Genomic DNA, 14,731 nt, shown 5'->3' on the forward strand with positions numbered 1-14,731 from the left:
AAAGTCTTTTATAGCCAACCTTTATCAACGATGTAAGATTGATTTGTGCAACCAGAAGACTGTTCTGATGAAAAAAACAAAACAGTTTGCGCAAGCTCATGAGGCATTAGTTTCTCTTTTAAACATTGGTTTTTCATCAAATCTTTTTCGGATTCTTCGTTTAACCACATATCAATTTGTCTTTGTGTTAAGACCCACCCTGGGACTACTGAGTTAACTCTAATATTAAATTCTCCTAAATCTCTAGCGAATGACCTTGTTAAGCCAACTACTCCAGATTTCGCTGCTGTATAAGCTGCCATACCACCTTGTCCAACCATCCAAGATGCTGAACCCATATTAACAATTACACCACCTTTATTTTCAATCATTGATTTTTTTACTGATTGAACTGTGAAAAAATAATGTCTTAAGTTTACATTTATTCTCTCATTCCAGTATTCTTCTGTAACATCATCAATTTTATGTCTTGTGTCATTAGCAGCGTTATTGATTAAAATATCAATTGGACCTTTTTGATCTATGATGTCTGCAATTGTCTTTTGAAGTTGTTTTATGTTTAATAAATCACATTCAATAAAAGTTGGTATTGAATATTTTTTATTTTTTATATCTTCAATTAATTTTTCAGATTCTGATACATTAATATCTATAAAGTAAACTTCTGAACCTTGTTCACAAAAATGTTCAACAATTGAAGCACCAATTCCAGATCCTCCACCTGTTATAAATACTCTTTTCTTTTCTAAATCATAATATTTTACTTTCATTTTCTTAATCCTCCACCAGTTATAAATACTCTTAAATTTTCTAAATAGTGATATTTAAAAATTTTATTAATTAAATAATTTAAATTCTTTTTATTTTAGTACTTATAAAGAATTTAAATTAAAAATATAGAATTTATTTTGCCTTATAGCCCAAACCAATATTATTTATTTTTTTACTTGCATCCATTATTTTTGGATATTCATAATTTAATCCTAAAAGCTGTCGCACTTTTGGATTTGAATTATTTTTGAAGTCTTCAGATAGATAGGTAACTAAATCTTCAACTGGTTTTATATACTTTGGAAGAAACTCTATCAGTAATGCTGCTCTTTGGTGATCTGATTTATTTGGTGATGCTCCATGCCAACAGTTACCATTAAAAAAAACTAAATCTCCAGGATTAGCAATCATTTGTTGTTTGTTTGAAAAGTCATCATTTTCATTTGGATAGTGTAGTTTCTTTTGTGATCCTGGTATGAAAGCTGTTGCTCCTGATTGTTCTGAGCAGATATCTAAAGGTATAGTAGCCTGACAGTTTTGTGCAAATGAACTATTAAGACCCATGGGAAAAGTCTCACTATTATAAAAATCCCAATATGGATAATCAATATGTAGTTCTTGACCTATGGATCCTGGTAACAATCTACTTGCGCAGTATGATCCACAAAAAAACTCTGAACCTAAAAGTTTAGACATTAAGCTAAAAATAATGTCGTTTGTTATTAATTTACTAAAAACCTCTCCTTTACCAAATAAATTCCATATCCTTTGCTGTAGTTTAATTTTATCAGACGCCTCAGCCTCGGCATTAAAGTGGGTTTCTTTTTGCTCTTGAGTATCTGCAAAATGATTAACAATCTCTCTTGCTTCTTTGATTTCGTTTAAATTATATACGTTTTCAACAACAATAACTCCAGATTCATGCATTAATTCATTTATTGCTTCGGTAATATTAAAATTATCTCTTGAGAATTTCCGCATAGATAAATTTTAAGTGAAAAAAAATTAAAAAAAAATAAAAAATTATAACTCTAATTCTTTAGCTAAATCACCAATTTTAGCACCACCTGCCATCAATCTTTTCACATCTTCATTACCTAGTTCTGAAGACAATCCTGAACCAATTACTTCTCCTAAACTTAAAAAAGTAAATCGATCAGCTATAAGACGTGCATGAATTTCATTATGAGTAATAAGTATAATTGCAATGTTTCCTAAATTTTGAACTTTTTTAATTGTCTTTAAAACTTCCATTTGCTGCTTTTGACCTAACGCTGATGTAGGTTCGTCTAATATTAATATTTTTGCACCAAAGTAGATTGCTCTTGCAATGGCCAATGTTTGTCTTTGTCCACCTGACATTGTTCCAACTGGCTGATTGGGGTTTGCAATATTAATTCCAATTTTAGACATTTCTTCTATTGTTATTCTATCCATCTCATCCATTTGCATTAAACCAAATCCGGCTGGACCTTTTATTATTTCACGTCCAAGAAAAAAATTTCTTGTTACTGATGTTAAAGCGTTGAGTGCTAAATCTTGATAAACTGTTCCAATACCTGCATCAGATGCTTGTCGTGGTGTAGTAAAGTTAACATTTTCTCCATCTACTTTTATTTCTCCACTTGTCATAGGATGAACACCAGATAAAACTTTAATCAAAGTTGATTTTCCAGCACCATTATCACCTAAAAGAGCATGAACTTCACCTGGATAAACATCTAATGAAACTCCATTTAAAGCGGTAAATGCTCCAAATTTTTTTACTAAGTTTTTTATTTCAATTAATGGTTTTTTATCCATTAGATATTTCCCATAATTCGTTTTCTTATATTCTCATTGGTAAAGGCAGCAGTAACAAGAACTGCTCCAAGGAACACCCTATAGAACGATCCATCAATTCCAGGAATATAAAAGAAAGCTTCTTTTGCAATTCCAAAAATAATTGTGCCTAGGATTATTCCACCAATTGTTCCAAAACCTCCAGTTAAAACAACACCACCAATAACCGCTGCAGCAATTGCTTCTAACTCTTTTAAATTACCTTTAGCTGTATCTGCTGTGTTAACTTCAAATACCTGACAAGCCGCAAACATAGTTGCGCAGAATGCAGTAAACATAAATAATGAAATTTTAACTTTATTCGTTGGCACACCATTAGCTTTTGCAGCATTAAGATTTCCACCAGTTGAATAAATCCAGTTACCTGCTTGAGTTTTACTTAAAATTAAATAACAAATAAAAGCAATTAGTCCCCAGATCATTAAACAAGAATACATTCCTTTGGCAAAAATGTTTCCGAAGTTATTTACGTTCCAATCTACCGTATAATATAGCCAGTTAAACACTGGTTCCATAATGTCTCCACCAAAGAAATTAGCTACTGGTCTTGCTGTAACTATGGTGTCAATATAAGCTTTTGCTATATCGATATCAGTAACAGCTTTTGCTGCAACTTCAGGAACATTAACACCAGCTTCAATTTTCTTTGTCAAAATTTCAACCATTGAGTCATTGCCAGATTTTTTTGCTCCAGCTAATGATTTTTCTAAAGTTGCAATCATCTTTTCAGCATTCATGGCAGTTTTGTAAGCTGCAACTTTTTCGTTAATATATGTTAATCGTTCAGTTAATTTTGCAACCGTGCTAGCTGGCACAGTGCTAAGAATTTCTAATAATTGGTCATTTGGTAAAGATTTAGCCGCGTCTCTCTCCATTTCTCCATGACCTGGCACATTTATAATGTTTTTGATATCTGGTAAATCTGTAACAGTTGTTGATCCAGCAGTTTGATCAGGAGCTTTGTTAAATGCTCTGTATGATACCTCAGTTAATCCTCTTAAGAAAAAAAGTCCACCTAATGTAACGATGAAAGAAGATATTCCACTCTTAACAATTATCCATCCTTGTATCCATCCAAAAGATAATGTCATACATAATGTAATTAATATTGCTAATAATGGAGATACATCTTGAATTTTAAATAATGTAAATCCTTCAAAATGAAAACCTCCCTCAAAAGATATGTAAGGAATAACAACAGCAAAACCCCATTTAAGTATCATTGCCATACAACCACCAGCAAAACCAATCATTGAACCAACAGAAAGGTCAAATTCACCTGCAATGATTAACATTCCAGCAGCAAGTGCAACTATCCCTAATTGTGCAATTACCCTAAAATTATTTCTAATTCCTAAAGCGTTAAATCCTTCACCAGAAAAAGGGTTAAGAGAAAATTGTCCTTCTGGAATAGAAAAGTATCCCAACATACAAAAAAGTAAAACCATAACTCCAAAAGGTCCAACTTCTGGTCGAGACATAAATGCAGAGTACCATTTTTTTTCACCTTGTCGGTCTGACTCTTGTCTTGGTTTCTTTGTTGTTGATGTATTCATTAATTAAAGACTTATTAATTTTGTTAAAAAAAAAGGGCCGATTGAATAATCGACCCTTTAAATTATTACAGACTATCTATCAATACCTGCTAAAGCAGCAACTGAAGAAGCGTTAGACTTGTCAACGAAGCCAGGTCCTGATGGGATGTTAGCTCCTGGTAAAAGTCCAGCACTGTTGTTGTACAAGTGTAATACGATAATTGGCATATAACCTTGTAATCTTTGTTGTTGATCGATAGTGAAAGCAACTCTTCCAGATCCGATTAAATCCATAACTGCAGGACTTAAGTCGAAGCAAGAGTGGTGTACTGTCATACCTAGATCAGCTAAAGCTTTATCAACAGCTTCACACACGTGTGGTCCTACTGAAAGGATTGCATCGATATCACTGTTAGCTTGTAAAGCAGCAGTTGCTCTAGTTTGAATAGTTGCAGGATCAGATGTAGTATCAGTCATTTGCATAGGAACAGCTGAACCGTAACCTTCACATCTGTCTACAAGAGCTGTGTTGTATGCTTCTTGAATCATACAAAGTGCTTTAGAAGCACCTTCAGCTTTTGCTCTTTCACCAGCTTTTTGTCCAGCAAGTAATTCTGGCTGACCAACGTGCATTAAAGCACCAAGGCTAGCAGATGACTCTAAACCAGAGTTCATTGTAATTACTGGAACACCAGCAGCAACAGCAGCTTTAATAGCTGGGCCTAATGCATCTGGATCTGGTAAAGATATTACCATACCATCTGGTTGAGTAGCTGCAGCAGCTTGAATTGAGCTTGCCATATCAGCCATATCAGCAGAAGGGTTGTAGATATATTCGAAGTCAGCACCGATTGCTCTAGCTGCATCTTCACCACCTTTTTGAACTACTGGCCAAAAAGGATCTTTTCCTTCACCATGAGTAATCATGACATATCTTTCAGCGAACGCAGAAGTTGCAAATAATGCAAGAGCTGCAATCGAAAGTATAAGTTTTTTCATTATTTCTCCCTTTTTTTTATGTTTTTAAATTAATTTAAAAAAATGAAATATACCCACTTTGAGTAAAGATCATAACAAAAAATATAAATACAACTTTTAATTGAAATTTTTTTTTTAAATTTTTTTCGCTTCTTTGCTTGTTTTTAAATTTTAGAATTTTTCTAAATTTAAATTTAAAACTAATATGTCGCGCTTCTTCCTAATCTTGCAGCACCTCTTACGCCACTAGCATCACCATATCTTGGTTTTAAAAAAACACCTTCGTATTCTCTACCAGTAACAAATTTTCTGACTAATGAATCTATTTCATGTAAAAAATCAATTTCATTTGAAACTCCACCCCCAAAAACAAAAGCATCAGGATCTAAAATATTTATTATACTTGAAAGTGACATTGCTAAATTTAATTTAAAATCGTCTATAAACTTTTCAGCGTCTAAATCATGTTGTCTGTTTAATTCAAAAATTTCATTTGTTTTTAAATTTTTTCCATAAAGTTTATTAAATCTTTTCGCCAAACCTAAGCCAGATAAGAAACTCTCAATCTCTGCTTCTCTTGGATTGCTCGAGTCGAAATTTTCTTTTTTTGCAGCAAAATAGGGAATTTGATTATGACCCCACTCTCCTGCAACACCATTAGGACCACTCACAATTTTTTTGTCAATTACCAAACCACCTCCAACTCCAGATCCTAAAATAATTCCATAAACAATTTTATAATGTTTCCCTGCTCCATCTATAGCCTCTGACAATGCAAAACAATTTGCATCATTCTCACAAAACACTTCTTTACCTAATGCTTTACGTAAATCACTTTGAAAAGGTTTTTTTTCTAACCAGCTGATGTTTGGAACATTTTTAACCAATCCAGTTTGAGGAGAGTGAACTCCTGGATGACAAACTCCAATTGGAAGCTCTTGTTTAAACTCTTCCTCTAATTTTTTATGAATATCTCTTATAGCAGTAATAATTTGAGTATAGTTTTTTGGACATGCTATTCTTGATCTGTGCTTTTCTTGTCCATCTTTTTCAAGTACAACACTCTCTATCTTTGTTGCACCAACGTCTATACCTACTTGCATAATTATTAGTAAGTTGCTCTACCACCGCTTAAATCGAAAACTGCAGCTGTTGAGAAAGAGTTTTCTTCGCTTGATAACCAAGCAACCAAAGATGCCAATTCCTCTACTTTAGCAAATTTATTTCTTGGTATTTTTGAAAGCATATAATTTATATGCTCCTCGGTCATTTGATCAAAAATTCTAGTTTTTGCTGCAGCTGGAGTAACGCAGTTTACTGCAATATTTTTTTGTGCAAGTTCTTTACCTAAAGATTTAGTTAATCCTATAACTCCTGCTTTTGAAGTACTGTAAGCACTTGCATTTGGGTTTCCTTCTTTACCTGCAATAGATGCAATATTTACAATTCTTCCATAATCATTCTTTGCCATAAATGGAACAACTGCTTTGCAACAATAAAATACTGCATTTAAGTTAAGATTAATTACCTTATTCCACTCTTCTATTGGATATTCTGCAACAGTAGTGTTCATGCCTGCAACACCTGCATTATTAATAAAGATATCAATCTTGCCATGAGATTTTTCAACCTCAGATAATTTTTCATTAATTGTTTCAAAGCTGCTTACATCAACTATTTGATAAGTTAAATTTTCAGAATTTACTTTTTCTAAAGCTTTTTTAGCTTCACCTTCATCTATATCCCAAATTACTACTTTGGCACCAGACTCGATAAATCTTTCAGTGATAGCTAAACCAAAACCTTGGGCTCCACCTGTTACAATTGCTACTCTGTTGTTTAAATCAAATTTAATCATGTTTATTTTTTAATTTTTTTTGCTCTTATTAAAGGAAAAGCTAAAGCAATTAAAGATAAAATAAAGAATGTTAAAGCTATTGGTCTTGTGAAAAACATTAACCAATTTCCATCAAATATAACCAGAGATTGTCTTAAGGTACCTTCAACTAACTCACCTAAAATTAAACCAATGATAACAGGGACAACTGAGAAACCATATCTTCTCATAAAAAAACCAAGCACACCAAAAAATAACATTATCCAAACGTCAATTATAGATTGATTTAATGAATAGGTTCCACAAACTGAAACTGCAAAAATCATTGGCCATAATATTTTATTAGGCACTAAAGTTATTCTTGCAAAAATTTTTGCACCAAAAAAACCAAATATAAAGAACAAAACATTAGCAATAAGCATTGCTCCAAATATTCCATATAAAAAATCAGGTTGCTCTCTAAATAAATCAGGTCCAGGTCTAACCCCATGTATAATTAATCCAGTTAAGATAACAGCTGTTGTTGCACTTCCTGGAATTCCAAGTGCAAGTGTTGGAACCATTGCTCCACCTGTTGCTGCATTATTTGCAGCTTCTGCACCTGCAATACCTTCAATAGATCCTTTTCCAAATTCCTCTGGTTTTTTTGAAAATCTTTTTGCCTCTGAGTATCCAATTAAAGAAGCAACTGTTCCACCCTCAGCAGGCAACACTCCAATAAATGAACCAATACCACTAGATCTTAAAATTGTTTTCCAAGTTTTTTTGTAATCATCTTTACTTGGAAGTTTAATTGCTTTTAAAGCTATTCTGTTAAATACCTGATTAATTAAAGTTGATTGTGTTAACATCTCGCTCATTGCAAATAAACCAACCACAACTGGTATAAAACCAATCCCTTCAGTTAACTCGTTAATTCCAAAAGTAAAACGATCAATTGATGTCATAAAATCTTTACCAACTGTTGAAATTAAAATTCCAAATGCACCTGCAATCAAATTCTTAATAGGGCTTCCTTCTCCAATTGATGCAAGCATCGTTAAACCAAAGATCGCTAATGCAAAATATTCTGGCTGACCAAATTCATATGCAAGCTGAGCCAGTATAGGTGCAAAAAAGACAAGTATTACAACACTAAAAATACCTCCAACTGTACTTGAAACAGTAGCCATTCCTAACGCTCTTCCAGCTTCTCCTTTTTGTGCCAAAGGATAACCATCTAAACAAGTTGCTGCAGCAGCTGGTGTTCCTGGTGTATTAATTAGAACTGCTGTTATCGCACCACCGTAAGTACCTGCACAATAAATAGAAGTTAACAATACAATTGCTGACAATGGATCAAGTGTCATTGTAAAAGGTAAAATTAATGCACCACCAGTTGTTGGACCTAAACCAGGTAACACTCCTAAAATTAATCCAAACAATGTTCCAAAAAATAAAACCAATAATAGCTTAGAGCTAAATAAAGGAGCCATCATTAATAATAAATTATCCATCTAGCTATAATAAATGTTAGTTATAATTCCAGGAGGAAATCTTAGACCTAAAATTGTTTCAAAAAAAATAAAGACAATCACAGGAAATATAATTCCAACAAGTAATAAATAGAATATTCTTTTCTCACCCCAGTAATAAGAAACAAAAATTGATAAAACTGAAATTGCCAAAAAGAAATCTAAAGTTTTTGAAATTACTAAAAAAATCACAAAACTTGAAAGTGTTAAAAAGAATGATTTAGGTAATTTTTTTTGAACCTTCCAAGGATTTTTAGTTGCCAAATAATAAATCAATAAAGTCATAACTATTATTAAAACTAAAAGTGCTTTTGGAAAAGTTGCAGGTTGTATTCCTCTATTCAAAATTGGAGGAACAATATCAAAAGTAAAAGTAGTAATTAATAATGCTACAGAAATAAAAATAATAACAAAAGAGACTTTAAATTCGTCTCTAAAAAAAAAGGGCAAACTTTTGTTTGCCCTTTTTTGTTTTTGTACATTTTTCATATGCAAATGTACTTTTAATTAGATTAGTTAATGTAACCTAAAGCTTTTAGCTGAGCAGTCATTTCAGCAAGCATTTCTTCCATTTGCTTACCCCACTCGTCAGCACCAACTACACTAGTGTCATCAAGACCAATTTCAGTTAAGAAATTTTTGTAATAGTTGTGGCTCATAGCTTTCATCATTCCAGCTTCTAATTGTTTTACTCTATCTGCTGGAGCACCTTTTTTAGTTACGAAACCTCTAACAGTAGATAAAGAAACAGGAATTCCTAATTCTTTAGCTGTTGGAGAGTCTCCAATTTTAGCCATTCTATTGTTTGCTAATACAACTGATACACAAAGTTTACCTTCGTTAATTTCAGTTAATGCTTCACCTAAGTTTAAAACACCTACATCGATATCACCTTTGATTAGGTTAGTTTTAATTGGTGCTACACCTTTGTAAGCAACAATAGTTGGATCTGTCAATCCACCTTTTTTAGTAAATGCAATTGCACTAACGTCATCAATACCACCCGTATGTGTTGTTCCATATTTTAGTGATTTTGATTTTTGCGCGCTAATGAATTTTTTAGCATCTTTAATTTCATTGTTACAGTTAACAACAAATAATTGAGGATCGTCTGTTCCTCTTGCTAAAGGCTGCATATCACTTAATTTTACTTTAGTTTTTCCTAAAGCCATTGATACTGCGTGACCAGTAGTCCAAGTTAAAGTGTGGTTACCATCTGCAGGCAAAGACATCATGTAATCCATAGATGCAGCTCCACCACCACCTTTTTTGTTAACTAACTGCATATCTTGTTTAAGAACTCTTCTTGCTCTTAATAACATCATTCTAGTAGTAACGTCAGTTCCACCACCAAAACCAGCATGAGTAATTGCTTGTATTGGATGTCCATCAGCTTTTGCTGAAGTGATCATTAATGGAAGAGCTACAACAAAAAATTCAGTTACTAAAAAAGCAGCTGCTAAAAATAGTTTAAAGCTTTTTTTCATTATTTCCCTCTTTAGTTTATTTAGTTTTTATATATATAAGTTATATATAAATATATAATCATATTTTAATACAACACGTAAAGTAAAAAATGAGTGAAACAAAAGCTAACATCGCACTTCTACTTGGTGATCCAGCAGGAATAGGACCTGAACTTATTTCAAAATTATTAAGTGAAGAAATAACTAACAAAGCAAATATTGTTGTTATTGGTGAAAGACAGATACTTGAGAGTGGAAATAATGTAACTGGCAACTCTCACCAACTTGAAGTAGTTGAAAATTTTGAACAAATTGATTTTAATAAATCTAATAGATTTCTATTAGATATTTCAAAAGGAAAAAACCATAAATACAAAATAGCTGAACCTTCAAAAGAATCAGGCGAAAGCGTTTTGGAGGCTTTAGATTTAGCATTAACTCTTGCTAAAGAAAAAAAAATTGATGCAATTAATTTTGCTCCAATGAATAAAACAAGTTTAAAACTTGGAGGAAACACTCATTCAGATGAATTACAATTAATGGCTGAAAAATTAGATGTAAAAAGTTTTTGTTGTGAGTTTAATGTTATAGATAATTTTTGGACTGCAAGAGTAACCTCTCACATTCCAATTAAAGAAGTTGCACAGCACATTACAAAAGAAAATATCTTAAAGCCAATTAAATTAATTAATGAAGTTATGGAATTGAATGGCGTAAAAAATCCTAGAATAGCAGTTCAAGCACTTAACCCACATGCAGAATTTGGTACTGAAGAAAAAGATGAAATTATTCCAGCAATAGAAGAAGCAAAAAAACTTGGATTTGATACAGATGGTCCGTTACCATGTGATACATCTTTTGTAGTTGCATATAAAAATAAAAATCATGATTGTATGGTTGGAATGTACCATGATGCACTTCAGTCTGGACTTAAAGCATTTGGTTTTGACAGAGGAGTTACAGTTCAAGGCGGATTAACAGTTCCTGTAACAACTACTGCACATGGATCTGCGTTTGCAATTGCTGGAAAAAATGAAGCTAATTTAGCTCCAATTTTAAATTCATTTAAAATTGCTTTATCAATGGCTGAAAATAAAAAGAAGTTAAGTTAAGCCTTATATTAAACCAGCATCTACCGTAAAATTTTGTTTAGTGCATCCAGATGAAACATCTGATGCTAGATATAAAACCATTCTTGAGACATCCTCAGGTAATACTTGTTTTTTAAGACACTGTTTATCTAAAATTTCTTTTTTAAATTTTGGATTTAACCATAATTTTGACTGTCTTTTAGTTGCAACCGACCCAGGTGCAATGGAGTTTATTCTAATATTGTGTTGTCCTAAATCTCTAGCTAAAGATTTGGTTAAACCATAAATTGCGGCTTTTGCAGTACTATATGCTGGAAACATTACGGCCCCTCTAATCCAACTAACCGAGCCTAAATTTATTATTGATCCACCTTTATTTTTAATCATACTTTTTTTTACCGCTTGAGTAGCAAAAAAGTAATGCCTCAAATTTATTGCCATTCTGTCGTCCCAGTATTTTTCATTAACTTCTTCAAGAGTATGTCTTTGATCATTAGATGCATTGTTTACTAAAATATCAATTGCTCCTTTTTTTTTTATAATGCTCTGAATTAAAGTTTTGTATTTTTTTATATTTTTAATGTTGCAGATATGAAACGTAGGTATTTTATGTTTTTTCCTCTTAATTTTTGAAATTAATTTTTGAGCTTCTTTTTTATCTATATCAAAAAAATAGACCTCAACACCTTGTTCACAAAGATGTTCAACAATTGATGCGCCGATACCAGATGCTCCGCCCGAAACTAAAGCACGTTTTCCTTTCAAATCAAAATATTCTACTTTCATTTTTATTTTACTTAATAATTTTCTACTTCTTGAAGTAATGGCATTGATGCTGCTGCACCTAATTTTGTTGTTGATATTCCTGCTACTTTATTTGCAAATACTAATGCATCTTTATTTTTTAGGTCATTAGATAATCCAACAACAAAAGCACCATTAAAAGCATCTCCCGCACCAGTAGTATCTACAACATTATTTTTTAATTTACATGCCTCAACAAAATAATCTTCTTTTCCATTAGAATAATAAACACCCTTCTCTCCTAATGTAATTATAATATTTTTAACTCCTTTATTTAAAAACTGTTTAGCAGCTTCTTTAATATCATTTTCTGATTTTATTTTTTTATTTAAATAAAATTCTGCTTCTGTTTCATTTGGAGTAAAATAATCAATTAATTTAAAGTATTCCTCTTCTATTTTTCTTGCAGGCGCTGGATTTAAAATTGTAACACAATTATTTTCTTTAGCTTTACTTAAAGCATAAAGTGTCACTTGCTCTGGAGTTTCTAATTGAGTAAGAAAAATTTTTGAATTTTTTATGGTGTTTAGATTTTGATCTATATCTTCATTATTTAAGTGGGCAGCTGCCCCAGCAACAACATTAATTGCGTTATGACCTTTTTCATCAACCATGATACCCGCAACTCCCGTGGAAAGATTTTTATCCTGGATGATTGAATTTATATTTATTTGAGCCTTTTTATATAATTTTAATGCCATATCGGCATGACTATCCTGGCCAATTTTTGTTATAAAATGTACATCACCTTTTAATCTTGCAGCTGCAATTGCTTGATTAGAGCCTTTACCTCCAGGTCCAACAATATGATTTTTTCCTAAAACTGTTTGACCCTTAACTGGAATTGTCTCACCAAAGAAGCAAAGATCAGCAACAAAAACTCCAAATACACAAATTGAATTCATTATTTTTCAAGAACCCACACATCGCCATTGGGTTTAACTACACCTTTTGTAAAAATAAAACAGCCAAATGGTCTTGTTTCATTAGTAGTTATAATTGCGTAAGCATTTTTTGTTTCTTTATAAAAATTATTTCTTTCTATAGATCCTATTTTCCAATGATCTCCAGATACTTTTTTTGTTGTATCTATAAGTTCTTTGTGGACATCATTTAATTCATTTGGTTTTCCATCAATTTCCATTCTCAAAATTGGATATTCTATAAAACTATCTAAGGGAAAAACTGAAAGAATAGCTTCTGCCGCTCTTGAAGCGTTTACACCATCAATTCGATAAACTCTTTTATTCAAAGAATATGCTGGAAAATTTGAGTCACAAAGTATTAGCTTATCACCATGTCCCATACTGCGTAAGCAGTGTAAAACATCAGGGCTTAGTATTGGATCAATTTTAATTAACATATCCTTATACAACTAAATTAATTTCAATAATTCAATAAATTAATTCAATTACAATAATTAAAATATATAATCATAAAATGTATTTAGGTATCGATCTTGGAACAACATTAATGAAATGTGTTGTTATTGGAGACAATCAAGAAATAATTTGCAAAACCTCTAGCAAAAATATTCCATTATCTAATCTAAAAAGTGGGTGGTCAGAACAAGATCCTAAATCATGGATCATTGCCCTCAATTACTGCATCAAAAAATTAAAAAAAGAAATTAATTTAAAAAATATTAAGTCAATCTCATTTTCTGGACATATGCATGGTGCTACATGTCTTGATAAAAATTATGACGTGATAAGAAAATGTATTTTATGGAATGATACTCGAAGTCATAATGAGTGTAATGATATAATGAATAATAAAAATATTTTAGATATTGCGGGAAATATTGCAATGCCTGGGTTTACATCTCCAAAAATTTTATGGCTTAAAAATAATGAATTTAAAAACTTCAAATCAATTCACAAATGTTTACTACCTAAAGATTATTTGAGATTTTACACTACTGGAGAATTTTATAGTGACTTATCTGATGCATCTGGAACATATTGGCTTGATGTAAAAAGTAGATCTTGGTCAAAGAAATTATTACAAACTACTTTTATGAACCTTTCTCAAATGCCTAAAACTTGTGAAGGGACAGATCAAACTGGAATTGTTAAAAAAGAAATCGCGGAAAAATATGGTTTTGATTTAAAATGTAAAGTCTACGGAGGTGGAGGAGATAATGCGGCAGCAGCTGTTGGTCTAGGTCTATATGAAGAAGGCGATGCATCAATATCTTTAGGTACATCAGGCGTAATATTTGCTTCAACAAAGAAATTTTTAAAAAACTATAATGATGCGATTCATTCATTTTGCCATTGTTTACCTAACACATGGCATTTAATGTCTGTTATGTTGTCTTGCACATCTAATATTAATTGGTTTATTGAAAATTTTAATTCATCTCTAGAAGAAATTTCACTAAATCTAAAAAAAGCAATTAAATCCAAAAATTTAATCAAAAATGCTCCGTACTATTTACCTTATTTAACTGGAGAAAGAACGCCTATTAACGACCCTCATGTTCGTGCAAGTTTTAACAATGTTGATATAAGTACAACAAGATCCTCAATGATTTACAGTTTGATAGAAGGAATTTCATTTGCATTAAATGACAACTATCAAGCCCTTATAAAAACAAACATTAAATTAGAAAATCTTTATGTAATTGGAGGAGGTTCAAATAATGAAACTTGGATTAAAATTTTAGCATCTATTCTAAATAAAAATCTTTCAATTACAGAAACTTCAGATTCAATGGCTGCTTATGGAGCAGCAAAAATAGCTTTTTTAGGTTACAATAATCTTGATCACCAAAAAGAACTGAAATCTCCTAAAGTGAAAAAAATTATAAAAAAAGATCCTGAACTTGCTTCTTTGCTTTCATATAGGTTTGATAAATGGAAAAAATTTTATACTAAAACTTAAAATT

15 protein-coding genes are annotated in these 14,731 nt (G+C 31.7%); 2 read left to right on the forward strand and 13 right to left on the reverse strand.

Features of this window, described 5'->3' with window-relative positions:
* Positions 1-8: 8 nt before the first annotated feature.
* The 10 genes from ACTTA8_RS04050 to ACTTA8_RS04095 all read right to left on the reverse strand — a co-directional run bounded on the left by ACTTA8_RS04050 (position 9) and on the right by ACTTA8_RS04095 (position 9,964).
* Positions 9-770 (reverse strand): SDR family NAD(P)-dependent oxidoreductase, encoded by a 762-nt coding sequence (locus tag ACTTA8_RS04050; RefSeq protein WP_440652610.1) that lies wholly within the window; start codon positions 768-770, stop codon positions 9-11.
* Positions 771-903: 133 nt separating this feature from the next.
* Complete coding sequence (locus ACTTA8_RS04055) at positions 904-1,752, reverse strand: phytanoyl-CoA dioxygenase family protein (protein ID WP_440654457.1); 849 nt, start codon at positions 1,750-1,752, stop codon at positions 904-906.
* A gap of 42 nt (positions 1,753-1,794) precedes the next feature.
* Complete coding sequence (locus ACTTA8_RS04060) at positions 1,795-2,574, reverse strand: ATP-binding cassette domain-containing protein (RefSeq protein ID WP_440654459.1); 780 nt, start codon at positions 2,572-2,574, stop codon at positions 1,795-1,797.
* Positions 2,574-4,169, reverse strand: a complete 1,596-nt coding sequence (locus ACTTA8_RS04065; protein WP_440618598.1) for an ABC transporter permease — start codon at positions 4,167-4,169, stop codon at positions 2,574-2,576. Before ACTTA8_RS04065 ends, ACTTA8_RS04060 begins: the two co-directional genes overlap by 1 nt.
* Positions 4,170-4,241: 72 nt before the next feature.
* Entirely contained in the window at positions 4,242-5,147 is a 906-nt protein-coding gene (locus ACTTA8_RS04070) for a sugar ABC transporter substrate-binding protein (protein ID WP_262589451.1), read from the reverse strand.
* 179 nt (positions 5,148-5,326) lie between these two features.
* Positions 5,327-6,229, reverse strand: a complete 903-nt coding sequence (locus tag ACTTA8_RS04075; RefSeq protein WP_440654460.1) for an ROK family protein — start codon at positions 6,227-6,229, stop codon at positions 5,327-5,329.
* Between the two features lie 5 nt (positions 6,230-6,234).
* Positions 6,235-6,984: an SDR family NAD(P)-dependent oxidoreductase gene (locus ACTTA8_RS04080; RefSeq protein ID WP_440618600.1), complete on the reverse strand. Its 750-nt coding sequence runs from the start codon at positions 6,982-6,984 to the stop codon at positions 6,235-6,237.
* A gap of 2 nt (positions 6,985-6,986) precedes the next feature.
* Complete coding sequence (locus ACTTA8_RS04085) at positions 6,987-8,459, reverse strand: tripartite tricarboxylate transporter permease (protein WP_440635000.1); 1,473 nt, start codon at positions 8,457-8,459, stop codon at positions 6,987-6,989.
* Entirely contained in the window at positions 8,460-8,966 is a 507-nt protein-coding gene (locus tag ACTTA8_RS04090; protein WP_440654462.1) for a tripartite tricarboxylate transporter TctB family protein, read from the reverse strand.
* A gap of 23 nt (positions 8,967-8,989) precedes the next feature.
* Positions 8,990-9,964, reverse strand: a complete 975-nt coding sequence (locus ACTTA8_RS04095) for a Bug family tripartite tricarboxylate transporter substrate binding protein (RefSeq protein WP_440647715.1) — start codon at positions 9,962-9,964, stop codon at positions 8,990-8,992.
* An 89-nt stretch (positions 9,965-10,053) separates the two neighbouring features.
* Here ACTTA8_RS04095 and ACTTA8_RS04100 point away from each other — a divergent pair, with 89 nt between their 5' ends.
* Positions 10,054-11,055, forward strand: coding sequence for a 4-hydroxythreonine-4-phosphate dehydrogenase PdxA (locus ACTTA8_RS04100; RefSeq protein ID WP_440654464.1), 1,002 nt, complete (start codon positions 10,054-10,056; stop codon positions 11,053-11,055).
* Positions 11,056-11,058: 3 nt separating this feature from the next.
* Here the strand turns inward: ACTTA8_RS04100 and ACTTA8_RS04105 are convergent, their stop codons facing one another.
* From ACTTA8_RS04105 to ACTTA8_RS04115, 3 genes are read right to left on the reverse strand one after another with little or no spacing between them, the layout of a single operon-like run.
* Positions 11,059-11,820 carry an SDR family NAD(P)-dependent oxidoreductase gene (locus tag ACTTA8_RS04105; RefSeq protein WP_440654466.1) on the reverse strand — a complete coding sequence of 254 codons (762 nt, stop codon included), beginning with the start codon at positions 11,818-11,820 and terminating at the stop codon, positions 11,059-11,061.
* 11 nt (positions 11,821-11,831) lie between these two features.
* Entirely contained in the window at positions 11,832-12,743 is a 912-nt protein-coding gene (gene rbsK / locus ACTTA8_RS04110) for a ribokinase (RefSeq protein ID WP_440654468.1), read from the reverse strand.
* Positions 12,743-13,201 (reverse strand): RbsD/FucU family protein, encoded by a 459-nt coding sequence (locus ACTTA8_RS04115; RefSeq protein WP_440652622.1) that lies wholly within the window; start codon positions 13,199-13,201, stop codon positions 12,743-12,745. Before ACTTA8_RS04115 ends, rbsK begins: the two co-directional genes overlap by 1 nt.
* Before the next feature lie 77 nt (positions 13,202-13,278).
* Here ACTTA8_RS04115 and xylB point away from each other — a divergent pair, with 77 nt between their 5' ends.
* Positions 13,279-14,727 (forward strand): xylulokinase, encoded by a 1,449-nt coding sequence (gene xylB / locus ACTTA8_RS04120; protein ID WP_440654470.1) that lies wholly within the window; start codon positions 13,279-13,281, stop codon positions 14,725-14,727.
* Positions 14,728-14,731 lie beyond the last annotated feature (4 nt).

The organism is Candidatus Pelagibacter sp. HIMB1506 (assembly GCF_052047935.1).
Lineage (GTDB): Bacteria > Pseudomonadota > Alphaproteobacteria > Pelagibacterales > Pelagibacteraceae > Pelagibacter.